Here is a 20,733-nt window from a genome sequence, read left to right as displayed (position 1 = left end):
GGCATGGATGGGCAGGAGCCGCAGAACAATTCCGGAGGAGCTTCTGCTGCTCGCTTTGGACCCGGCCACGGGTACCACAGCGCAGCCGCAGTCGCTCGACCTGGGTCTGGCCGGAGCGCAGCTAGTGGAGCTGGCACTGGCCGGACGGATAGCCCCTGACGGGGATCGTATCGCCGTGGTGATGCCACGGCCGACCGGAGATCCGACTCTGGACTCCGCGCTGGAACTGCTGCGCAGGCGCGGCAGCCCGGTGCGGGCCGTCCACTGGATCGGCGGGCCCCGCCTGGGGCTGCGCCAGACCTACCTCTCGCACCTGGAGCGGTGCGGCATGGTGCATGCCGTGGCGGGCCAGATGTGCGGGGTGCTGCCGACGACTCGCTATCAGGCGACGGACACGGCGATCAGCCGGGAAATCAGGTCCCGGCTCGACTCGGCGATCCGCACCGGCGTACCGCCGGACCCGCGGACCGCGGCGCTCGCCGCGCTGGCCCACGCGGTCGGCCTCGGCAAGCACCTGTATCCGGGCAACGAGGGACGATCGTCCCGTTCCCGGCTGCGGGATCTGATCCGGCACGACCCGATGGGCGGCCTCGTGGCGCACGCCGTGATGGACGTCCAGAACGGTGTGGCGGCGCAGCCGCGCCGCAGCCCCGCGGCAGCGGGACAGGGCGGCGGGCGACAGCCCGCGCGCAGCACGGCGAGGGCGGCAGCGGAACCCGGCAGGGTGCCGATGCAGCCGCGCAGGGGTGCGGGAGCCATGGCCCGCGCCGTGGCTCACTAAATCCGCAGTACCGGCACCACATCCAGCACACGAAGCACAACCAGCACACGCAGCGCACTCAGCACACGAAGTACGCGCAGCACAGGCACCACAGGCACCACGCGAAGTACCCGCTGCACGCGCAGCACACGCAGCGCCCGCTGCAACCCGCGCACACCGCATCGCACGCACCGGCTGATGCGCAGCGCATCACACGCACCGCATCACACGCACCGAGTGATGCACCCGTTCCGCAGTCCCCCAGACCCGGTCCGGGAGCCGCTGGGCCGCGCGGGGTCACCGCACCGGCCGTCCGACGACGGACGCCGCCGGCGCACCGGCCCCGCGCGGCCGCAGAACACCTCATCCGGCACGGCCGGTGAGGACCGCACTCGGCGCCCCGCGGGCGTCGGCACCCCCATACGTCCGCTGTTCTGCTGTTTCCCAGCGGCGAGTTGCCCCTTGGTGGCACTCTGCAAGGCAGCAGACACGCAAAGTTGAGGCATAGTGCCGGAGGTGCACGTCCCGTGGCGTCCAACGTCAACCCCACTGTCAGGCGACGCAGGCTCGGCCAGGAGCTGCGCCGGCTGCGCGAACTGAAGGGCATGACGGCAGAGGAGGTGGCGGAGCGGCTGCTTGTGTCGCAGTCGAAGATCAGCCGCCTCGAGAACGGCCGCCGCTCGATCAGCCAGCGCGACGTGCGCGACCTGTGCGGTGTGTACGAGGTGGAGGACCACCGCATCGTCGACTCGCTGATGCAGATGGCCAAGGACTCCCGCCAGCAGGGCTGGTGGCACTCCTTCGGCGACATCCCGTACAGCGTGTACATCGGCCTGGAGACCGACGCCGCGTCGCTGCGCGTGTACGACCCGCAGGTCGTCCCGGGCCTGCTCCAGACCCGGCCGTACGCGGAGGCGCTGATCACCGGCGCGCTGCCGGAGACCACACCGACAGACATCGAGAAACGGGTGCAGGTGCGGATGCGCCGCCAGGAGCGGATCGCCGCGCCGGAGAATCCGCTGCGCCTGTGGACCGTGCTCGACGAGTCGGCGCTGCGCCGCGTCGTCGGCAATCGCGCGCTGATGCGCGAGCAGCTGGAGTATCTCGTCGAGCAGTCACAGCTTCCGCACGTGACGGTTCAGGTGATCCCTTTCGAGATGGGCGCGCATCCCGGCCTGAATGGGCAGTACGCGATTCTGGAGTTCCCGGACGCGTCGGATTCCAGCGTGGTCTACATCGAGGGCGTCACCAGCGACCTGTATCTGGAAAAGGCGAATGACGTCCAGCAGTACAGCGTCATGTACGAGCATTTGCGGGCACAGGCGCTGAATGTGGATCAATCCCGTCAGCTGATCGCGGACATCGCCAAGGAGTACGCGCGCTGAGCGCCGGGGTGCGCTGAGCGCCGGGGGGTGCGCGTGGCGCGCCCGCGAGGTCTCCGCATACGCGTGCATAACGCCCACGCACGCGGGAAGGCGCCGCACAGTACACCTTTGCCGCGTCGGCACGGAAGACCCCTCTGGAATATGCCATCCGGTTGAGTGAACAAGCCATCCGTACGCCGATGTTGGCGAGTAGCGTCTTTCACGCCAACAGCAAGAACGTTGGCACTAACCGCCCCCAAGCGGATACAGCAATTCACCAACTGCGCACAACGGAGCAAACATGGCAATCCAGCAAGGTGCCTCGCACACGTGGACCAAGTCGTCCTACTCCACGGGCAACGGCGCGTGCGTCGAGGTCAAGTCCCCGCTTCTGCACGCCATTTCGGTGCGGGACTCGAAGGTCACTGAAGGCCCGGTCGTCGCGTTCCCGGCCGACGCGTGGAACGCGTTCGTCGCCGAGGTCCGCGAAGGGGTTCACGACCTGCGGTGATACGTGCCAGTCCCCCGGTCGACCGCCCCGCCGCCACGGCAGGGCCGACCGCCGTCACAATCGCATAGCAGTACCCGCATGAGCCCTCTCGACTGGTCCGCCGTCCCGGCCGAGGGGGCTCGGTCCTACCTCAGCGGAGCTCGGCCACGTACCGGTCCGTACCCGGCACCGTGGGAATGAACGGAGCCACCAGCTCCAGACGGCCGAGGCCCGATTCGGCCACCCGCTCCTCGCGCGCGGCGAAGTGCTCCTGCCAGCACGCACGCGGGTCGCACTCCAGGAACCACAGCAGCGTCAGGCGCGTGTCGACGCCCTCGACCTGCTGCACGTACGCCATCCGGTCGCCCGGCAGCGGGGTCGGCCGGAAGGCGACGGCCATCGCGGCGGGCGAGCCCGTGAGCGCCCGGGGCAGGTGCCGGGCGCGCAGCCACTCGACGAGCCCGGCCCGCGCCTTCGCCCCGTCGGTGTCGATCACTTCGAGGACCAGGCCCTGGTACGGGTGGTCGAGCGCGTGGACGTCGCGCGGCCCGGCGGCGCCGTCCCGGTACACGGTCGCCTCGTGGTCCTGGAAGGCCGTGAAGACGTGCGTGCGGGCCTGGTGGACGCGGGCGTCGCGGCCCAGGCGCTTGTTGATGGCGACGGTCCACTTCATGTGGTCGTCGTAGCGGCCCTCGGTGATCCAGTACGTCGACAGGTAGCAGCCGGCGGTGACGGGCTCGGCGACCGCGGACTTCTCGGGGCGGCGCAGGAGTTGCAGCTCCCGCGTGGCCACCCAGCGCCGCCCCGCGAACATCCAGGGCATCGCCATCGCGCCCGCGTAGTAGTGGTCGTCCTCGTACCAGCGGTTGTACGCGTACTCGTGGCCCGGGTGCGGCTCGACCATGGTGATCAGGGCGTGCCCCGGCCGCACCCGGTACGGGCCGACGGCGGCAAGTTCGCCGTACACATCACTGCGGGTGTCCTCGCCCATGCCTCTCCCCTTCTTCCGCGCGGGCCCATACTCTGACGCCCCGTCAGACAGAAGGCCAGAGACGGGAGGCGCCCATGTCGCTGCTCCAGGGAAGGACCGTGATCGTCTCCGGGGTCGGCGCCGGGCTCGGCCACGAGGTGGCCGCGGCCGTCGTGCGCGACGGCGGGCACGCCGTGCTCGGCGCCCGCACCGAGGAGAACCTCGCCAAGTCCGCCGCCGCGATCGACCCCGACGGCGGCCGCGTGGCGTACCGGGCGACGGACATCACCGACGAGACCCAGTGCGCGGCGCTCGCCGCGCTCGCCGTCGAGCGCTTCGGGCGGATCGACGCGCTCGTCCAGGTCGCCGCGTGGGACAGCCTCTTCGGCGGCCTGGCGGACGCCGACTTCGCGACCTGGCAGGGCGTGCTCGACGTGAATCTGCTCGGCTCGCTGCGGATGACGCGGGCCTGTCTGCCCGCGCTGCGCGAGCGCGGCGGCTCGGTGGTCCTCATCGGTACGCAGTCGTCGGTGGCCGCGCCGTCGCAGGTGCGACAGGCGGCGTACGCGGCGTCGAAGGGCGCGCTCGTGTCGGCGATGTACTCGCTGGCGCGCGAGCTCGGGCCGCACCGGATCCGCGTGAACACCGTGCAGCCCGGCTGGATGTGGGGCCCGCCGGTGGCGGCGTACGTGAAGTTCACCGCGCACACCGAAGGCGTCCCCGAGGTCGAGGTGAAGCGGCGGCTCACCGACCGGATGGCGCTGCCGGACCTGGCGACGGACGGGGACGTGGCGGACGCGTGCGTGTTCCTGGCGTCGGACCGGGCGCGGGCGATCACGGGGCAGTCGCTCCTGGTGAACGCGGGTGAGCTGATGCGCTGACCGGGGGGTCCCGCGGTTGCGGGACCCTCTTTTTTCAACCCTCCCCTGGTCACGTACATGAACCAAGGTCGCCAACTCGAACGATTTTACTCCCTCTTGACTGTGCGGGCGGTTGTCCGTGCCGCGCCGCCGAATCGACGATGAGCGGGCACTTCACGGCCGTTCCCGCGCCGTCACGGCGAAGTGCCTGCCGATCGGGCGGAGTTGACCGAGTTCACAAGGCGGACCCTTGGAGGGGCATATGAACGGTCTCGACTGGGCCGTGCTCATCGGCTACTTCGGCGTGATGGTCGCCATCGGCGTCTGGTCCCACAAACGCGTCGACAACGTCAGCGACTTCTTCACGGCGGGCGGCAAGATGCCGTGGTGGCTCTCCGGCATCTCGCACCACATGTCCGGGTACAGCGCCGTGATGTTCACCGGCTACGCCGGGATCGCCTACACCTACGGCGTCACGTCGTTCATCACCTGGTCCTTCCCCATCGCGCTCGGCATCGCCATCGGGGCCCGCCTGTTCGCGCCGCGCATCAACCGGCTGCGCTCACGGCTCCACGTCGCGTCGCCCCTCGAATACCTGAAGAACCGCTACAACCTGCCCACCCAGCAGGCGCTCGCCTGGTCGGGGATGCTCCTGAAGATCGTCGACGTGGGCGCGAAGTGGGCGGCCATCGCGACGCTGCTCTCCGTCTTCACCGGTGTGTCCCTGAACCAGGGCATCCTCATCACCGGCGCCATCACCGCGATCTACTGCACGATCGGCGGCCTGTGGGCCGACGCGCTCACGGAGCTCGGCCAGTTCGCCATCCAGCTCCTCGCGGGCGTCGCGATGTTCGTGGCCGTGGTCGTGGAGATCGGGGACTACGGCGGCTTCTTCGGCGTGTGGGACCGCCCCGAGCTCGACGGGCACGCGAAGCCGCTGGTCGGCCCCTACGGCACGGTGTTCCTCCTGGCCTTCCTCTTCATCAAGCTCTTCGAGTACAACGGCGGGATGCTCAACCAGGCCCAGCGGTACATGGCCACGGCCAACGCCCACGAGGCCACGCGGTCCGCGAAGCTGTCGGCCCTGCTGTGGCTGGTCTGGCCGCTCGTCCTGTTCTTCCCCATGTGGATGTCGCCGCTGCTCGTCGACGCGAAGAAGCCCGACGGGTCGGACAGCTACGCCCTGATGACCGAACAGCTGCTGCCCCACGGCCTGTTGGGACTGGTCATCGTCGGCTTCTTCTCCCACACGATGGCCATGTGCTCGTCCGACGCGAACGCCATCGCGGCGGTGTTCACGCGGGATGTGGCGCCGGTGCTCTCCCGGCGGGCGCGGGCCTGGAACGACCGCTCCGGGCTCGTCGCCGCGCGGGTCACCACCGTCGTCTTCCTCGCCCTGTCCATGTCCGTGGCCACGCAGGTCAACTCCCCCACCTTCAAGGACATCATCACCGTCGTCATCAAGTGGGTCGCCGGGCTCATGGGCCCCATCGCCATCCCCATGATGCTCGGCCTGCTCCGCACCTTCCGCCGCTCCGGCCCCACGGCGGCGCTCACCAGCTGGGGCCTCGGTCTCCTCGCCTTCTGGCTGGTCAACTACCCCATCAACTGGAACGTGGACGGCGGCGTCCCGCTCCAGTACCAGGTCTCCATCCCTCTGGCCGTCTCACTCATCCTCTACGTGGTCATCGGCTACGTGAAACCGGAGGACACCCCAGAACGGGACGCCCTCATAGCCCGCATCAACACGGACCCCCCGACCGACGACACGACCGCCGCCGCCCTCCCCATCCCAGAGCAACCAGAACCGACGTCCCCCAAGCCGCTGCCGTAACGTACCGCCGCTACCGCGGCGACGACTCCCCGCCCGCACCCGCCGACGGCGAACAACCCCCGCAGGAGGCGCCCACCCCCTGGGAGGGCAGAAACGGGCGGGCGGGTGGGAAACAAACCGCCGCGGTAGCGGCGGAAACCCCCCACCGACCCGCATGGTGAGATCGCCCCATGCAGACCGCGAGACGCGTACTGATCGTGGCGTACGACGACGCCCAGATCCTCGACATCGCCTGCCCCAGCGGCGCCCTGGACATCGCGAACAGGTACGGCGCCAACCCCCGGTACGGAATAGAGCTCGCCACCCTCGGCCGCGCCCCCGCGAGAAGCTCCTCCGGCATCACCCTGACCGCGGCCAGAGCCCTGGAGACGGTGACGGGCAGACTGGACACCCTCATCGTCGTAGGAGGCACGGGGTACGACCACGCGGCGGACGACCCCCACCTCGTCGCCCAGGTCCGCCGGCTCGCGGCACACAGCCGCCGCGTCGCCTCCGTCTGCACCGGCGCGTACGTCCTGGCCGCCGCGGGCCTCCTGAACCACCGCCGCGCCACCACCCACTGGGGCTACGGCGACGAACTGGCCGCCCGCCACCCCACGGTCACCGTGGACACCGCCCCGCTGTACATCCGCGACGGCAACGTCTACACCTCCGCGGGCGTCACCAGCGCCCTCGACCTGACCCTCTCCCTCATCGAGGACGACCACGGCCCGACCCTCGCCCGGCAGGTCGCCCGCGAACTCGTCTCGTACCTCCAACGCCCCGCCGACCAGGCCCAGATCAGCGTCCACCTGGCGGCACCGCCCCCGGGCGACCGCCTGGTCCGCGACCTCACCGGGCACATCGCCGCGCACCTCGCCGACGACCTGTCCCCGGCGGTGCTCGCCGCCCGCGCGGGCGTGAGCACCCGGCACCTGACGCGCCTGTTCACCGCGCACCTCGGCACGACCCCGGCGCGCGCGGTCCGCGCGGCCCGTACCGAGGCGGCCGCGCACCTCGTCCGCGCCAGCGACCTGTCGCTCACGGCGATCGCGCGCCGCTGCGGCTTCGGCTCCGCGCAGACGCTGCGCCAGGCGTTCCTCGACCACTATGGGGTCAGCGGGGACAGGATCCGCAGGATGCCGGACATGCCGCGGCCACGGCGCCCGTACGCGGAGCAGACTCCCGTGGCATGACGCACCCCACCACCCGCCGGACCGTCCTGCGCGGCACCGCCGCACTCACCGCCGCGGGCCTCGCCACCACGCGGACCACGACGTCCGCCCACGCCGACGCACCCGCCGCGGGGCCGCGGATCGGCATCCTCCTGTACGACGGCTACAGCCTCCTCGACCCGACGGGCCCCGCCGAGGTCCTCTCCCGCGTGCCCGGCGCGACCGTCACGATGGTCGCCGAGCGGCGCGGCCCCGTCCGCACCGACACCGGCGACGTGGCCGTCGTCGCCGAACGCGCCCTCGACGAGACCGGCCCCCTCGACGTACTCCTCGTACCGGGCGCGGGCAACCGCGGCACCACCGCCGCGATGGCGAACAAGAAGCTGCTCGCCTGGATCCGGCACACGAACCGGCGCACCCGCTTCACCACGTCCGTCTGCACGGGCTCCCTCGTCCTTGCCGCCGCGGGCCTGCTGGACGGGCGGCGCGCGACGACGTACTGGGCGTCGGCGGAGTACATGGAGAAGACCTTCGACATCACATACGTGCCCGAACGCTTCGTGGAGTCGGGCAAGTTCATCACGTCGGCGGGCGTGTCGGCCGGGCTCGACATGGCGCTGCACCTGGCCGCCCGGCTCACCGACGACGACACCGCGCGGGCCATCCAGCTCGCGGTGGAGTACGACCCGCGCCCGCCCTTCGACGCGGGCGACGCGCAGAAGGCGAGCCCCGAACTCAAGGCCCGCGCCCTGAAGATCCTCGAAGAGTCGCAGGTGTAAGAAGTCGCAGGTGTAGGAACCGGTGCAGGAAAAGGTGAAAGTGCAGGAAAAAGTGCAGGAGGGGTCCGGCTACGCCCTCGGATAGCGGGCCAGCCAGCCCGGCGACGCCCCCGCGGGGCTGTGCAGGGCGGGCCCCTGGGTCATCTCCATGGCGAAGTCGTCGGCGAGTTCGAGGACGGTCGCCCGGCCTTCGAGCTCCGTCAGCCAGCCGGGCGGCAGCGCCGTCTCCCCGTGCAGCGCGCCGAGCAGCGCCCCGCACAGCGCGCCCGCCGCCGACGAAGGACCGCCGTGGTTGACGGCGAGCCGGAGCCCGTGCCGGATGTCCTCGCCGACGAGGGCGCAGTACACGGCGGCGGCGAGCACGCCCGCCGCGTCGCCGTCGCCGATCAGCTCCTCGACGCGGGCCGCCGTGGGCATGCCCTGCCGGACGGCGCCGAGCGCGTGCCGCAGGCCGTCGGTGACCGGCTGGTGGCCCGGCCGGGCGGCGAGCAGCGCGAGGGTCCGCTGGATCGCCCCGTCCAGGGACTCGCCGCGGGCGAGGCCGTGGACGATGACGGTGTGCGCGCCGGCGGCGAGGTACGCGGTGGGGTGCCCGTGCGTCTGCACGGCGCACTCGACGGCGAGCTGCAGGACGAGCTGCGCCTCCCAGCCGACGAGCAGGCCGAAGGGCGCGGACCGGGCGGCGGCGTCCGGGCCCCGCTCGCCGGGGTTCTTCGGTACGTCGAGCGTGCCCATGCGGTCGTCGGCGAGCCCGGTGAGGCAGGCGCGGGCGGGGGCGCGCCGCGCGTACAGCCACTCCTCGCGGGCCAGCCACCCGTCCTCCGTGCGCCGCTCGTCGGGGCCCCAGTCGCGCTGGGTCGCGGCCCATCGCCGGTAGGCGCGGTGCAGGTCGGTGGGCGGGTGCCAGGCGCCGGTGTCGCGGCGCACCTGGGCCCGTATGAGCCCGTCGACGGTGAACAGGGTGAGCTGGGTCGCGGCGGTGACGGTGCCGCGACTGCCGTGCCCGCCGTGCCCGCCGGGCCCGGTGTCGGGTCGGGGTTCGGGTTCGGTGAGGCCGTCGGCCCCGTGCCGCGCCCGGATCTCGTCCAGGCCGAGCCCGTCGGCACCCGCACCGAGGGCGTCGCCGACGGCGGCCCCGAGCAGCGTGCCGCGGACCCGGCTGCGGAAGTCCTGCTGCTCGGCGCGGCCCCACACGCCGGTGGCTGCTGCGGCGCTCACCGAACCCCCTTTCCCGTGTCTCCGCGTCCGACTCCGCAGCACTGTAATCGAACGGGAACGGTGGGTTCAGGGGGCAAGTGGTTTGCGCGGAAGGTGCGCTTTGGCTACTTGCCGTCGGGGCTCGGGCGGTGTTCGACGTACTCGATGAGGGTGCCGTCGGGGTGCTGGGCGGTGAAGCCGGAGCCGGTGGGCACGCGCTGGAGCGGGTAGACGATCTCGGCGCCCTCCGCCTCCAGGCGGGCCAGGTAGGTGTCGGCGGAATCGACGAGCAGGGTGCCGTCCGTGGTCCGGAAGGGCGCGAGGGCGGCGACCGTCCCCTCGACGATCAGGAAGCTGCCGACGGCGGAGAGCCGCAGCTGCTTCTCGGGATACGTGAACCACAGGTCCCGCTCGGTGCCCAGCAGCCGCTCGTAGAAGGCGGTGACGTCCTCCAGGGTGCCGGGTCCGGTGTAGACGCGGATGTAGGTGCGGGGTTCGGTGCGCCGGGAGGAGTCGTTGTCGCGGCGGTTCAGGACGGGGGTGGCCTCGGTGGCCGTGGTGTCGGTCATGCGGCAAGCCTCGCGCCGGGAATGGGGGCCGACCAGGCAGGCGTTCATGGGGTGAGTGGAGGTAACAGGATGACGAATCCGGCCCTGCGGCACGAGCTGGGCGGCTTCCTGCGCGCGCACCGGGAGCTGGTCACGCCCGCGGACGTGGGGCTGCCGGGGACGCCCCGGCGGCGCACGGCGGGCCTGCGCCGTGAGGAGGTCGCGGCGCTCTCCGGCGTGTCCGTGGCCTGGTACACGTGGCTCGAGCAGGGCCGTGTGGACACGTCACGGCAGGTCCTGGACGCGGTGGCGCGCACCCTGCGCCTGGACGACGCGGCGCACCGCCACGCCCTGGCCCTCGCGGGCTACGCGCCCACGGACTCCCCCGCCCCCTCGGAGGCGCCGGACTACCGCTCCCTGCTGAACAGTTGGCCCACTCCGGCCGTGCTCCTGGACCGGGCCTTCGACATCCACGCCTGGAACGAGCCGTACGCCACCCTCTGGCCGGACCCCGCCGCCACGCCCCCCGACCGCCGCAACCTCCTCCTGCTCCTCACCACCGACCCCCGCCACCACCAGGTCCTGCCCGACTGGCAGCCCCTGACGACGGACCTCTACCGCCACTTCCGCACCCGAGCCGACCGCGAGCCCCCCACGTCCCGCAGCCACGAGATCACCGCGCTCCTGAGCGCGGAGTCCCCGGCCCTGGAGTCCTGGTGGACGTGCCGCTCGGTCGGCGACTTCACGTCACGGACGGTCCAGCTGGCCGGGGATTCCGGTGAGTTGGCGTCGTACGAAGTGACACTCCTGCTCACCCCGGAGCCCCGGGGCGGAGCGATCCTGGTGCACACCCCGCACGACGCCGGGTGACGCTCGCTTCGGTCACAGCCAGCGCTGTGCCGCCTCTGCCGTGTCGTTCGCGGTGGTGTTGAAGGCGATCGCGGCCTGCGGGGCGTGGCGGCGGATGAGGTTCACGGTCTGCTCGAACAGGGTGAACAGCTCCGGTGTCTTGCGGATGCCGCCGCCGACGACCACCACGTCCCACGGCCGCTCGGTGAGCGACGCGACGAGGGTGGGCTCGGCCGTCGAGTCGGCGACGATCAGCGCCATGGCCGCTTCGACGCCGAGCTCGGCGAGCCGCGCCAGATCCTTGTCGAGAGCCGCCTGGATCGCGTCTCCGTCGACGCCGGGGGTGGGGAAGGCGTACGGGTCGTAACCAATCACAAGTACTGAGGACATACAGGCCTCAACCGCAGGTCAAAGGAGGGGTATTCCGCGATTTCGAGGCGGGCGGGCACAACCGTCGCGGCCTTTCGCCGGTCTCCTCTGCGTCACTCACGCATGTCACATGCATCCCAGGCATCCCAGGAGGAACAGTGCGACGCTCCCTCATAGCCGCCGCCGCTGCCGCCGCGCTCGCCGCGCCCTTGGCGATCGGCACCGGCACCGCGTCCGCCGCGCCCAAGGCCGCGCCCATCCCGCCCAAGGCGCCCGTCGCCGACTTCGACAAGGACGGGTACGCCGACCTCGTGCTCGGCGCGCCGAGCGCCACGGTGGACGGCACGAAGATCGCCGGGTACGTCACCGTGGTGCCCGGCTCCAAGGACGGGCCCGACCGTGCGCACGCGCGCGTCATCGACCGGTCGACGGCGGGCGTGCCCGGCGACGTGAAGGAGTGGGGCTACTTCGGCAAGCAGGTCACCGTCGGCGACCTCGACGGCGACGGCCACCTCGACCTGTTGATCGGTTCCAACGCGGACACGTCCGTCGTCGTGTGGGGCTCGGCCGACGGCCTCACGGAGACGGTCACCGCCTTCCCCACGTCGTACTCCAAGCTGGGCGCCGGTGACCTCAACGGCGACGGGAAGCTCGACCTGGTGACCGGGACGTACGGGCCGATCGAGAACGACAGCGACAGCGGGATGACCGTCTCCTACGGCCCGTTCACGCGCACCGGCGAGCCCGCCAAGAAGGACCCCGTCTTCATTCAAGGGGGCCACGAGAACGGCGACTACATCGTCGGGGACATGACCGGCGACGGCATCGACGACCTCGTGACCAGCCACGGCTTCGAGGACCGTGCGTACGGGAGCCGCTTCTGGCAGGGCTCCAAGGACGGCCTGAGCCACGAGTCCAAGGGCATCAAGTCGTCCGTCGGCGGCACGGTCGCCGACGTGGACGGCGACGGCTACGGCGACTTCGTCACCCGCGACAACGGCACCAGCAACGACGACAACGACTCCGAGGCGGGCACCGTCCGCGTGGACTACGGCAGCGCGACCGGCCCCGCGGCCACCCGCACCTCCAAGATCACCCAGGACAGCCCCGGCGTCCCGGGCGTCGGCGAGTCCGGCGGCTACGTCGGCGACGACTACAACAGCGGTGACATGTTCGGCTACGCGCTCAGCGCGGGCGACGTCAACGGCGACGGCTACGCGGACGTCGCGGTCGGCGTCCCCGGCGAGGACGTCAAGGCGGGCACCAAGAACGTCCAGGACGCGGGCAGCGTCGTCCTGCTCAAGGGCGCCCGCGGCGGCCTGAGCGGCACCGGCGCGCAGGCCTTCACCCAGACCACGGCGGACGTCCCCGGCGCCTCCGAGAAGGACGACCGCTTCGGCTCCTCGGCCCTCCTCTCCGACCTGAACGGCGACAAGAAGGCCGACCTGACCGTCGTGGCCCCGGACGAGGACGGCACGTACCAGAACTCGGGCGCCGCCTGGGTCCTCAAGGGCACGGGAACCGGCCTGACGACGTCCGGCATCACGTCCTTCGGCCCGGCGGCCCTCGGCGCCCCGGAGGACCACGCGCGCCTGGGCGAGGAGCTCAACCGCTAGCCCCCGGCGGGTCCCGGTCACGCCGCGACGCCACCGCGCCCGCGGCAGTCCCGGCACCGGCCGGGCCCCGCCGCTCTGAAGGCCCGGTCGCAGCCGTCGCAGGTCTGGAGCGGGTCGGGTCGGGGAGGCCGGTCGGGCTCCCGCGGTGGCGTGGGCAAGGGCGGTGGCAGGAGCACCTTGAGGCGGTGGGCCAGGAGGGCGGCCGGGTGCCGGATCGGGTCCGGTGGGAGGCCGTTCGTCAGGGCGTGGCGTACGGCGGCCGGGGGTACGCCACGCTCCAGCCAGGTGGAGACGGCGGGAGTCAGGCGGTGTACGTCCCGTGGAGTCAGGAGGAGGCGGGGGTCGTGGGCCCGCAGCCCCGCCAACAGGTCGTTCGCCGCCGGGCAGTCACTCGCGGGTTGCGGGTCCAGGGGCTCCGGGGCGGGCGCCTCAGCTGGAGCTGGAGCCTCGATGGCGACCGACCGCGGCTTGTTGTACCAGACCGTGCGGGTCACGATCTTCCCCGACGGCAGCCGTTCCTTGAAGCGATGCAGGAAGCCGTACTTCTCCAACTCCCGCAAGGCGGCGGCGATCCGGATCTCGCCCTCGCTGAGCCGTAAGGCAAGGTCCTTGATCCCGACCCGGGTGCCGTCGGGCACCGACTGGATGTGGACGCCCACGCCGACAGCAAGGCCTGACAGATGTGGGTGCTGGGCGAGATCATGTGCGACCACGGTGAACCGCTCCCTGATCGGAACGGTCACGTGTTGGACTCCGGCTCCGGAACGGCCGGACTGGGCGCGCACAGGCGCGCTAAGCTGCTGCTCAGTCATCAGGAAGAGCTCGCTTCTTCCTCGGTGAACAGGCCCTCGCTCAGGGATGCCAGTCCCGGCGAGGGCCGTTTCATGTCTGCGGTTGTCGTCGCTGACGCTGCACCACCGACTGCCGTACACGCCAGCCGAGTTGGCGATGTTCACCCGTGCGAGTGAGCACCGGGGCTGGTGGGGCGGGGTAGGTCCTTTCCCTGGTTCTTTCCTCTTTGGCGTCGCGCCCGACCGGGTCACAACTCCACGCGACCCGGTGCCAGTTCCGCCCACACCGTCTTGCAGCCGTCCACCTCCTCGTCCACGCCCCACCGATCCGCGTACGCCGCCACGAGCCGGAGCCCCCGGCCCGACTCCGCCCGCCCCTCCTCCCCCGGGTCGTCGATACGCGGGACCCGGTCGCCCCGCGCGTCCGTCACCTCGACGCGGAGCACGTCGGCCGAGTCCAGCCGGAGCGTCAGGCGGAAGTCCCGGCCCGGTACGTGGCCGTGCAGCACGGCGTTGGCGGCGAGTTCGGCGACGATCTGCTCGGCGTCGCCGGACGCCAGATCCCAGACCCGGAGTTGACGCTCCGTGAGCGTCCGCGCCAGCCGCGCACCCTTGCGCGTGGCGGCCAACAGCAGCGAGAAGTGCCGTACTTCCACGGCCCGTTGAGTCATTTCACCATTCACATCACTCAGCGTGGCCACTCCTGTCTACCCTGAACAGCAGGTGAGCCGGTACGCAGAGCGACTGTCCGGGTACCGCCCGGGACTGTCCGGCTCGTACGCGGGAGGTGGGCGGCATGGAGGACGAGGAAGCGACGGCAGCACTCAAGGCGGTGGGCCGCCAGATCAAGGCGTGGCGCGAGGCCGCCGGCCTGACCCAGCCGGAGCTGGGCGCGGCCATCGGGTACGGCGGCGAGATGGTGTCCTCGGTCGAGCGAGGGCGGCGGATCCCCAAGGCGGTCAGCTTCCTGGACAAGGCGGACGAGGTCCTGGGCGCGGGCGGCAAGATCTCCGCGATGAAGAAGGACGTGGAGGAGGCCCGGTATCCGAAGAAGGTCCGGGACCTGAAGAAGCTGGAGGACGAGTCGGTCGACCTCGGCGCCTACGCCAGCCTTCACATCCACGGGCTGCTGCAAACACCGGAGTACGCACGGGCGCTGTACGAGATGCGGCGGCCCGCGTATGCGGAGGACGAGGTCGAGCGACTCGTTGCCGCGCGCATGGCGCGGAAAGCTGTCTTCGACCGAGTACCACGACCAGAGGTGACCTTTGTCCAGGAAGAGGCCACGCTGCGGCGGCCGATCGGGGGCAGAATGGTGCTGCGACACCAGCTCGAACACCTGTTGGACGTAGGCACGTTGCGCCATGTCTCGATCCAGGTCATGCCCATGGATCGTGAGGAACACGCGGGCATGATGGGCTCGTTCCGGCTGCTGAAGCTCCGGGAGGGCACAACGCTGGGACACGTCGAGGCCCAGCTCTACGACCGCGTGATCAGCGATCCTCGAGACGTCCAAGTCCTAGAAATGCGCTATGGCATGATCCGGGCGCAGGCCCTCTCGCCCCGGGAGTCGCTGGCCTTCATCGAGAGAGTCATGGGAGCAGAGACATGACATCCGAGCTGAACTGGTTCAAGAGCAGCTACAGCGGCAACGACGGCCCGGATTGCGTCGAGGTAGCCATATCCACCCCGCACGCCACCGTCCACGTACGCGACTCCAAAACCAGGAACTCGGCCCGGCTCACCGTCAGAGGCGAGGCCTGGGCCGAGTTCCTGACGTTCGCGTCGGAACGCTGAGGCGTGTGGGAGTGCGGAATTCCACAGCACGGGAGAGGAAGCCATGGCTCTGCTGCTCTTCGGCAAGGATCCCGACACGGACGAGGACCACTGCCCTACCGTCTGGGTGGACGACAAGAACGCCGACCTCGTCATCCAGGGGTGGAAGGCGGACGAACCCACCAGGACGGAATGCCTGGACGCCGGACCCATTCCGGACACGGAGGCGGTGATCCGTCTCCCAGCCCGCATGGTGCCCCGGATCAGGGAGGCCTGCGATGCAGCAGAACGCTCGGCAGCCGAGCTTCGCTGAGTGCATCCAGGCCACGGAACGCTCGGCGATCCACCTGGAGACGCGGGACGACTACGGCGACAACGAGCGCTTCGCGGCGTGGCGGCGCGGTCACCGCATCGACTGGGACGACCGGGCCTCGTGGTGGCGCCCGTTCCACGAGCGGATCACGGAGGCCGTGCGGCGCGGAGTGGTCATCCGCAGAGTTCGGATCATCAGCGAGCCCGCGTCGGAGTACATCCGGTGGGAGCACTACATGACCCGGGCGAATCTCGCGGCAGGTGAGCACGTCCGATGGGTGTCCCGACGTCGCGCGTCGGACCTTCTGCTTCCCGGCAACGACTTCTGGCTGTTCGACGACCGGCTGGCGAGGATTCACCACTTCGCGGGCAACGGGACGCTCGTGGAGGACGAGTTCAGCTCCGACCCCCGTGTGCTGAAGCTCTTCGCGGCATCGTTCGAGGAAGCCTGGGCCCGGGGTGTTCCGCACGAGGAGTACGAGGTCTGACCGTCTCCCTGGCACAGTGGCCAGCCCATGTCATCGTCTCCGTCCTCCAGCGCGCGGGCCGCCCGGGAAGCCATCGCGGCGCGCCTTGGCGATCTGCGCCGCGATGCCGGCCTCACGATGCAGGAACTGGCCGATCGATGCGGATGGAACAAGGCCAAGACTTCGCGCGTCGAGGCAGCAAGGACCGTACCGTCGGACGCCGACATTCTGGCCTGGTGTGCTGCTTGTGAAGCCGAGGGGCAAGCACCGGATCTCATCGCCGCGTCCCGCTCGGCCGACTCCATGTACGTCGAGTGGCGGCGGATGCAGCGCACAGGGCTGCGAAGACTCCAAACAGCCAACCTTCCGCTCTATGAACGGACGAAGCTCTTCAGGGTGTACTGCTCCCGGGTGGTGCCCGGTCTGATCCAGACGGAGAGTTACGCCCATGCCCTGCTGTCGCTGATCGCTGACTTCCGCTCGTTGCCGGACGACGTCGACGCGGCGGCTGCCGCCCGTACCGATCGGTCACAGATCATCCGCGACGGCCTGCACCGCGTAGTCATACTGGTTGAGGAAGACGTGCTCACTCATCGCGTGGGCGATGACTCGGTGATGACGGGCCAACTGGAGTACCTGCTGACGGCCATGTCCTACCCGGCCGTGTCGCTCGGCATCATTCCGCGCGCCGCACCGCGCGTGTTGTGGGGACCGGAGACGTTCACCGTGTTCGACGACGAACGCGTCCACGTCGAGCTGCTGACCGCGAAGGTGACCGTGACCGCCCCGACGGAGGTCGAGGTGTACCTCCGGGCATTCGCGCGGCTCTCCCGGATGGCCATGTACGGCCCGCGCGCCCGCTCCCTGATCGGCAAGGCGATGGACACGCTCAGGTGATTCGCGTGCAACAACGTGCAACAAGATGGCCTCGCATCCTCCGCTCTCCCTAGCGTCGTCAGCGCGCCACTCAAGGCCGCAGGACGAACAGGAAGGCACCCCCATGCAGAACGGAACCGACCTCTACGCACTCGACATCACCGGCGCCACCTTCATGCAGGCGTGCGGCGGCCCCTGCACCGAAGGCTGTCTCACCCTCGCGAAGATCGGGCCGGACGCGTGGGCCGTGGGCGACAGCAAGCGGCCGGACATGGAACCGCTGCGCTACACCACCGGCGAACTGGACGCGGCCGGTATCGAACCGGCCCGGTTCGGGCTTTCCGCCTGACCGCTTTCCGGCAGGTCCGCCACCATCACGGGTATCTGTGGGTGGGGCCGAAGCAGCGGTTCGACGTCGAGGCGCTGCGACGGCCCGCGCACCCGGACCCGCCCCCACCCGGCAGCAGGCCTGAGCTGATCCAGCGGCATCGCGCGGTGGCGGCGGAGTTCCCCGCGGTGGACCTGCCGCCGCTGGAGACGGCGTACTGGCTGATCAAGCCGGGGGCCATGGTCCGGGGGACGTGGCAGGAGCCGCAAGGCGCGGCGGCCTGGCTCGGGGAACAACTGGTGGCGCACGCTCCCCGGTTCGCCTCCGCGGCGGATCGCGACGGCAGCCGGATTGCGGCGCTGGTGGACTCCGCCGCCGAGCGGCTCAGCCGGGGCGGCGACGTGTCCCACGGCTTCTACCTGGAACGCCCCGCGTTCCTCTCGCTGGCCCTGGTCTGCTGCTCACCGAATCGCGCGCTGCCGGGACTGGCGTGCCCGCTCGGGTAGCCGGTCCCCGGAGTCCACCACCCTGACCGTGTGCCGCCCCGCGTTACTCCTCCGTGGGGATCGGGCCCAGGTACTCCAGGGTCCAGGTCTCCTGGAACTCGGGCTGGGGCTTGACGAGTACGATTTGCGCGCCGCGGTGGCCAGCGCGTAGGGCGAGGCCGTTCTCCGACAGGATCTTGAGGCCGCCGATGACCCGCTCGAAGGTGAACTTCGCCCACTCGGCGCGCGGCACGCTGTTGACGTACAGCTTGTCCTCGGGCACGACGAGGCCCGCCGCCGGGTGGTACGCGAGGTGGATCACGTACGGCGATCCGGGCACCGGCTCCTGCCCGGCCTCGGGCAGGTCGATGATCCACTCCTGCTCGATCGGGAGCGGGTTGAGGCGGTCGGTGATGACGGGAGCGCCGTGCTTGACGGCGTACTCGGTGGCCGTCAGCAGACTGGTCGGGCCGATGATGTGCGCGTGGATCTTGTACTTGCCGGGCTTGACGGGGATCGGAGCCATGTGCGGACTTCCTCTCTCGCAGAACAGGCCAACGGACGGCCGGACGGCGCCGGGCAAGGGTTAGCCGGGCGCCGACCAGCACAGGCTCTCCACCATGCGGGGGAACTGATCGCCGCGCAGGGGCAGATGTGGCCAAGCCGACTACGGCGCAGACTGTTCGGACATGGTTGCGAAAGGGGGAGGTTATTGATTAATTCCGGACTATTGTCGTGGAATTCCGACTACTTCGCGGCCTCCAGCGCCGCCCGCCACACCGCGCTGTCCACGTAGTGGTTGTCGAACCGCTCCGAGGACTCCGCGATCTCCTTGGGGTCGGCCTCACCGCGCAGGACGCGGCCGAGCAGGCGCAGGTAGTCGAAGCGGTCCATGCCCGGCGTGAAGACGAAGAGGACGTCCGCCTCGCTGCCGGGGGCCGCCGCGAAGGCGTGCGGGGTGTGCGGCGGGACCGCCAGGAAGTCGCCCGCGTTCAGGATGGTGATCTCGTCGCCCACCAGGACCTGGAGCGATCCGCTGATGACGAAGAACAGCTCCGTCGCCTTGGTGTGGAAGTGGGCGGGCGCGCCGACCGCGCCCTTGGCGAAGGTGGAGCGGTAGCTGGTGAAGCCGTTGCCGCCGGCGGTGCCCGTCTCGCCGAGGAGGGTCATCACGCTGCTGGGGTCGGCGCAGGTCTCGGCGTCGGCGTGGCGGGTCAGGACCGGCTGGAGGGGGGTCGTGGTGGCGGCGGCGGTGGCGTTGTTGTCCGTGTTCATGGTCAGAACTCTATGGCGTGAATGACCTGCTGTTCAGGTCACTTCAGCTTTGGAAATGTGGGTCAATTTTCGTCGCGTGCAACCCTTCATCCACCTCACGGGTCTCCCAAGTACCACCATCCAGAGGAGGACTCAGTGCGACGCACCGCCATAGCCGCCGCGCTCGTGGCCACCGCGACCGCCACCGCGCTCGCCGCGACCGGCACCGCATCCGCCGCCACGCCCGCCGCGCAGGCGCCCCGCACCCCCGTCACCGACTTCAACCACGACGGGTACGCCGACCTCGCCATCACCGCCCCGTACGCCACCATCGACGGCAAGACGTACGCCGGTTACGTGGCCGTCGTGTACGGCTCCAAGAACGGGCCCGACCGGGCGCACCCGAAGATCATCAACCAGGGCACGGAGGGCGTCCCCGGCGAGATCGAGAAGGACGGGACCTTCGGGACCTCGGCGACGGCCGTGGATCTGGACGGGGACGGGTTCACCGATCTCACCGTGAGCGGCAACTGGGGGAGCAAGCCCCTCGTCCTGTGGGGGTCACGGGACGGGCTGACCGGCGCGTCCGCCGAACTGCCCTTCAAGCTCGCCGGGTACGGCGTCGGCGACTTCAACGGCGACGGCCATCGCGACCTCGCCACCCGCGACTACCCCGACAACGACGAGGACGACGCGGGCATGACCATCGCGTACGGTCCCTTCACCCGGGAGGGCAAGCCCGCCCGCCAGCAGGCCATCCTCACCGGCAAGACCTTCGGGCCCGGCGACCTCATCGCCGGCGACCTGAACGGCGACGGCATCGACGACCTCGTCACCAGCCACGGGTTCGAGGAGATGGCGTACGCCAGCCGCTTCTGGAAGGGCACCAAGGACGGGCTCACCAAGACCGACAAGAGCCTCAAGTCCTCGCTCGGCGGCGCGATCGCCGACGTCGACGGTGACGGCTACGGCGACTTCGTCACCCGTGACAACGGCAGCAGCAACGACGACAACGAGTCCGACAAGGGAACCGTCCGCGTCGACTACGGCAGCGCCAACGGCCCCGCGGCCACCCGCACCAAGAAGATCACCCAGGACACCGCCGGTGTGCCCGGGGTCGGCGAGACCGGGGACCGGTTCGGGTCCGACATCAGCGCCGGTGACGTGAACGGTGACGGCTACGCCGACGTCGCCGTGGGCGTGCCCGGCGAGGACATCGGCAGCGGGGTCTCCCGGGTCACCGACGCCGGGTCCGTCGTCCTGCTCAAGGGGGCCCGCGGGGGCCTCAGCGGGACGGGCGCGCAGGCCTTCGACCAGTCCAAGCCCGGTGTGCCCGGTGCGTCCGAGTCCGAGGACTGGTTCGGGCACCGGGTGCTGCTGTCCGACCTCAACGGGGACAAGAAGGCCGACCTGACCGTCACTGCGCACGGGGAGGACGGCGCGTACGAGAACTCGGGGGCGGCCTGGGTGTTCCGGGGCGGTGCCTCCGGGCTCACCACGGCCGGGCTTGACTCCTTCGGGCCGAAGGGGCTGGGGGCGCCGGAGGGGTATGCGCACTTCGGGCAGGACGTGGGGCGCTAGGCGTTTTCCCTCGCGGGTGCGCCCCAGACCCGCCCCTTCCCGAACCAGGGGGCTGCGCCCCCTGGACCCCCGC

At 70.6% G+C, this 20,733-nt stretch carries 25 protein-coding genes; 17 read left to right on the top strand and 8 right to left on the bottom strand.

Features of this window, described 5'->3' with window-relative positions; translation table 11 throughout:
* Positions 1–7 precede the first annotated feature (7 nt).
* The 3 genes from ACFWZ5_RS10315 (at position 8) to ACFWZ5_RS10305 (ending at position 2,635) form a co-directional block, all read left to right on the top strand.
* Positions 8–781, top strand: a complete 774-nt coding sequence (locus ACFWZ5_RS10315) for a GPP34 family phosphoprotein (RefSeq protein WP_384796177.1) — start codon at positions 8–10, stop codon at positions 779–781.
* Between the two features lie 506 nt (positions 782–1,287).
* The gene (locus ACFWZ5_RS10310) at positions 1,288–2,145 is read left to right on the top strand and encodes a helix-turn-helix domain-containing protein (protein WP_384796175.1); all 858 of its coding nucleotides are present in this window, start codon (positions 1,288–1,290) and stop codon (positions 2,143–2,145) included.
* A gap of 280 nt (positions 2,146–2,425) precedes the next feature.
* Positions 2,426–2,635, top strand: coding sequence for a DUF397 domain-containing protein (locus ACFWZ5_RS10305; protein WP_384796173.1), 210 nt, complete (start codon positions 2,426–2,428; stop codon positions 2,633–2,635).
* 130 nt (positions 2,636–2,765) lie between these two features.
* Here the strand turns inward: ACFWZ5_RS10305 and ACFWZ5_RS10300 are convergent, their stop codons facing one another.
* Positions 2,766–3,605, bottom strand: coding sequence for a hypothetical protein (locus tag ACFWZ5_RS10300; RefSeq protein WP_384796171.1), 840 nt, complete (start codon positions 3,603–3,605; stop codon positions 2,766–2,768).
* A 74-nt stretch (positions 3,606–3,679) separates the two neighbouring features.
* On the opposite strand from ACFWZ5_RS10300, the gene ACFWZ5_RS10295 reads away from it, so the two are divergent.
* From ACFWZ5_RS10295 to ACFWZ5_RS10280, 4 genes are all read left to right on the top strand, one after another.
* The gene (locus ACFWZ5_RS10295) at positions 3,680–4,465 is read left to right on the top strand and encodes an SDR family oxidoreductase (RefSeq protein ID WP_384796169.1); all 786 of its coding nucleotides are present in this window, start codon (positions 3,680–3,682) and stop codon (positions 4,463–4,465) included.
* A 241-nt stretch (positions 4,466–4,706) separates the two neighbouring features.
* Positions 4,707–6,278, top strand: a complete 1,572-nt coding sequence (locus ACFWZ5_RS10290) for a sodium:solute symporter family protein (RefSeq protein ID WP_384796167.1) — start codon at positions 4,707–4,709, stop codon at positions 6,276–6,278.
* A 170-nt stretch (positions 6,279–6,448) separates the two neighbouring features.
* Entirely contained in the window at positions 6,449–7,453 is a 1,005-nt protein-coding gene (locus ACFWZ5_RS10285) for a GlxA family transcriptional regulator (RefSeq protein ID WP_384796165.1), read from the top strand.
* Positions 7,450–8,211 (top strand): DJ-1/PfpI family protein, encoded by a 762-nt coding sequence (locus ACFWZ5_RS10280; RefSeq protein WP_384796163.1) that lies wholly within the window; start codon positions 7,450–7,452, stop codon positions 8,209–8,211. The genes ACFWZ5_RS10285 and ACFWZ5_RS10280 overlap by 4 nt, the downstream gene beginning before the upstream one ends.
* A gap of 69 nt (positions 8,212–8,280) precedes the next feature.
* Here the strand turns inward: ACFWZ5_RS10280 and ACFWZ5_RS10275 are convergent, their stop codons facing one another.
* Together ACFWZ5_RS10275 and ACFWZ5_RS10270 are read right to left on the bottom strand one after the other, a co-directional pair.
* On the bottom strand, positions 8,281–9,429 hold the full coding sequence (locus ACFWZ5_RS10275; protein WP_384796161.1) for an ADP-ribosylglycohydrolase family protein: 1,149 nt from the start codon (positions 9,427–9,429) through the stop codon (positions 8,281–8,283).
* Between the two features lie 104 nt (positions 9,430–9,533).
* Positions 9,534–9,977, bottom strand: a complete 444-nt coding sequence (locus tag ACFWZ5_RS10270; RefSeq protein WP_384796159.1) for a VOC family protein — start codon at positions 9,975–9,977, stop codon at positions 9,534–9,536.
* Between the two features lie 69 nt (positions 9,978–10,046).
* Here ACFWZ5_RS10270 and ACFWZ5_RS10265 point away from each other — a divergent pair, with 69 nt between their 5' ends.
* Positions 10,047–10,826: a helix-turn-helix transcriptional regulator gene (locus tag ACFWZ5_RS10265; RefSeq protein WP_384796158.1), complete on the top strand. Its 780-nt coding sequence runs from the start codon at positions 10,047–10,049 to the stop codon at positions 10,824–10,826.
* Positions 10,827–10,838: 12 nt separating this feature from the next.
* Here ACFWZ5_RS10265 and ACFWZ5_RS10260 read toward each other — a convergent pair whose 3' ends face one another.
* A complete protein-coding gene (locus ACFWZ5_RS10260; protein WP_384796156.1) occupies positions 10,839–11,195 on the bottom strand; it encodes a hypothetical protein in 357 nt (118 codons plus the stop codon).
* 137 nt (positions 11,196–11,332) lie between these two features.
* Here ACFWZ5_RS10260 and ACFWZ5_RS10255 point away from each other — a divergent pair, with 137 nt between their 5' ends.
* Positions 11,333–12,790, top strand: coding sequence for an FG-GAP and VCBS repeat-containing protein (locus ACFWZ5_RS10255; RefSeq protein ID WP_384796154.1), 1,458 nt, complete (start codon positions 11,333–11,335; stop codon positions 12,788–12,790).
* Positions 12,791–12,807: 17 nt separating this feature from the next.
* Here ACFWZ5_RS10255 and ACFWZ5_RS10250 read toward each other — a convergent pair whose 3' ends face one another.
* Positions 12,808–13,533, bottom strand: a complete 726-nt coding sequence (locus ACFWZ5_RS10250; protein ID WP_384796152.1) for a helix-turn-helix domain-containing protein — start codon at positions 13,531–13,533, stop codon at positions 12,808–12,810.
* Between the two features lie 296 nt (positions 13,534–13,829).
* Positions 13,830–14,252, bottom strand: a complete 423-nt coding sequence (locus ACFWZ5_RS10245) for an ATP-binding protein (protein ID WP_384796150.1) — start codon at positions 14,250–14,252, stop codon at positions 13,830–13,832.
* A gap of 125 nt (positions 14,253–14,377) precedes the next feature.
* Between ACFWZ5_RS10245 and ACFWZ5_RS10240 the strand changes: the two genes are divergently transcribed.
* From ACFWZ5_RS10240 to ACFWZ5_RS10210, 7 genes are all read left to right on the top strand, one after another.
* Positions 14,378–15,193, top strand: coding sequence for a helix-turn-helix domain-containing protein (locus ACFWZ5_RS10240; protein ID WP_384796148.1), 816 nt, complete (start codon positions 14,378–14,380; stop codon positions 15,191–15,193).
* Complete coding sequence (locus ACFWZ5_RS10235; protein ID WP_384796146.1) at positions 15,190–15,378, top strand: DUF397 domain-containing protein; 189 nt, start codon at positions 15,190–15,192, stop codon at positions 15,376–15,378. The genes ACFWZ5_RS10240 and ACFWZ5_RS10235 overlap by 4 nt, the downstream gene beginning before the upstream one ends.
* 43 nt (positions 15,379–15,421) lie before the next feature.
* Entirely contained in the window at positions 15,422–15,670 is a 249-nt protein-coding gene (locus ACFWZ5_RS10230; RefSeq protein WP_384796144.1) for a hypothetical protein, read from the top strand.
* The gene (locus tag ACFWZ5_RS10225) at positions 15,636–16,157 is read left to right on the top strand and encodes a DUF6879 family protein (RefSeq protein WP_384796142.1); all 522 of its coding nucleotides are present in this window, start codon (positions 15,636–15,638) and stop codon (positions 16,155–16,157) included. Before ACFWZ5_RS10230 ends, ACFWZ5_RS10225 begins: the two co-directional genes overlap by 35 nt.
* A 27-nt stretch (positions 16,158–16,184) precedes the next feature.
* Positions 16,185–17,033, top strand: coding sequence for a helix-turn-helix domain-containing protein (locus ACFWZ5_RS10220; protein ID WP_384796140.1), 849 nt, complete (start codon positions 16,185–16,187; stop codon positions 17,031–17,033).
* A gap of 103 nt (positions 17,034–17,136) precedes the next feature.
* Positions 17,137–17,361: a DUF397 domain-containing protein gene (locus tag ACFWZ5_RS10215; protein WP_384796138.1), complete on the top strand. Its 225-nt coding sequence runs from the start codon at positions 17,137–17,139 to the stop codon at positions 17,359–17,361.
* Positions 17,362–17,402: 41 nt separating this feature from the next.
* Entirely contained in the window at positions 17,403–17,846 is a 444-nt protein-coding gene (locus ACFWZ5_RS10210; RefSeq protein WP_384796136.1) for a hypothetical protein, read from the top strand.
* Positions 17,847–17,889: 43 nt separating this feature from the next.
* On the opposite strand, the gene ACFWZ5_RS10205 is transcribed toward ACFWZ5_RS10210, so the two are convergent.
* Both ACFWZ5_RS10205 and ACFWZ5_RS10200 read right to left on the bottom strand, forming a co-directional pair.
* The gene (locus tag ACFWZ5_RS10205; RefSeq protein ID WP_384796134.1) at positions 17,890–18,351 is read right to left on the bottom strand and encodes a hypothetical protein; all 462 of its coding nucleotides are present in this window, start codon (positions 18,349–18,351) and stop codon (positions 17,890–17,892) included.
* Positions 18,352–18,572: 221 nt separating this feature from the next.
* Positions 18,573–19,100 carry a cupin domain-containing protein gene (locus ACFWZ5_RS10200; protein ID WP_384796132.1) on the bottom strand — a complete coding sequence of 176 codons (528 nt, stop codon included), beginning with the start codon at positions 19,098–19,100 and terminating at the stop codon, positions 18,573–18,575.
* Positions 19,101–19,235: 135 nt separating this feature from the next.
* Here ACFWZ5_RS10200 and ACFWZ5_RS10195 point away from each other — a divergent pair, with 135 nt between their 5' ends.
* Positions 19,236–20,660, top strand: a complete 1,425-nt coding sequence (locus ACFWZ5_RS10195; RefSeq protein WP_384796130.1) for a hypothetical protein — start codon at positions 19,236–19,238, stop codon at positions 20,658–20,660.
* Positions 20,661–20,733 lie beyond the last annotated feature (73 nt).

The sequence above is a fragment of the Streptomyces sp. NPDC059003 genome (genome assembly GCF_042740445.1).
Classification (GTDB): domain Bacteria; phylum Actinomycetota; class Actinomycetes; order Streptomycetales; family Streptomycetaceae; genus Streptomyces.
This window is presented reverse-complemented; position numbering and strand designations above follow the sequence as displayed.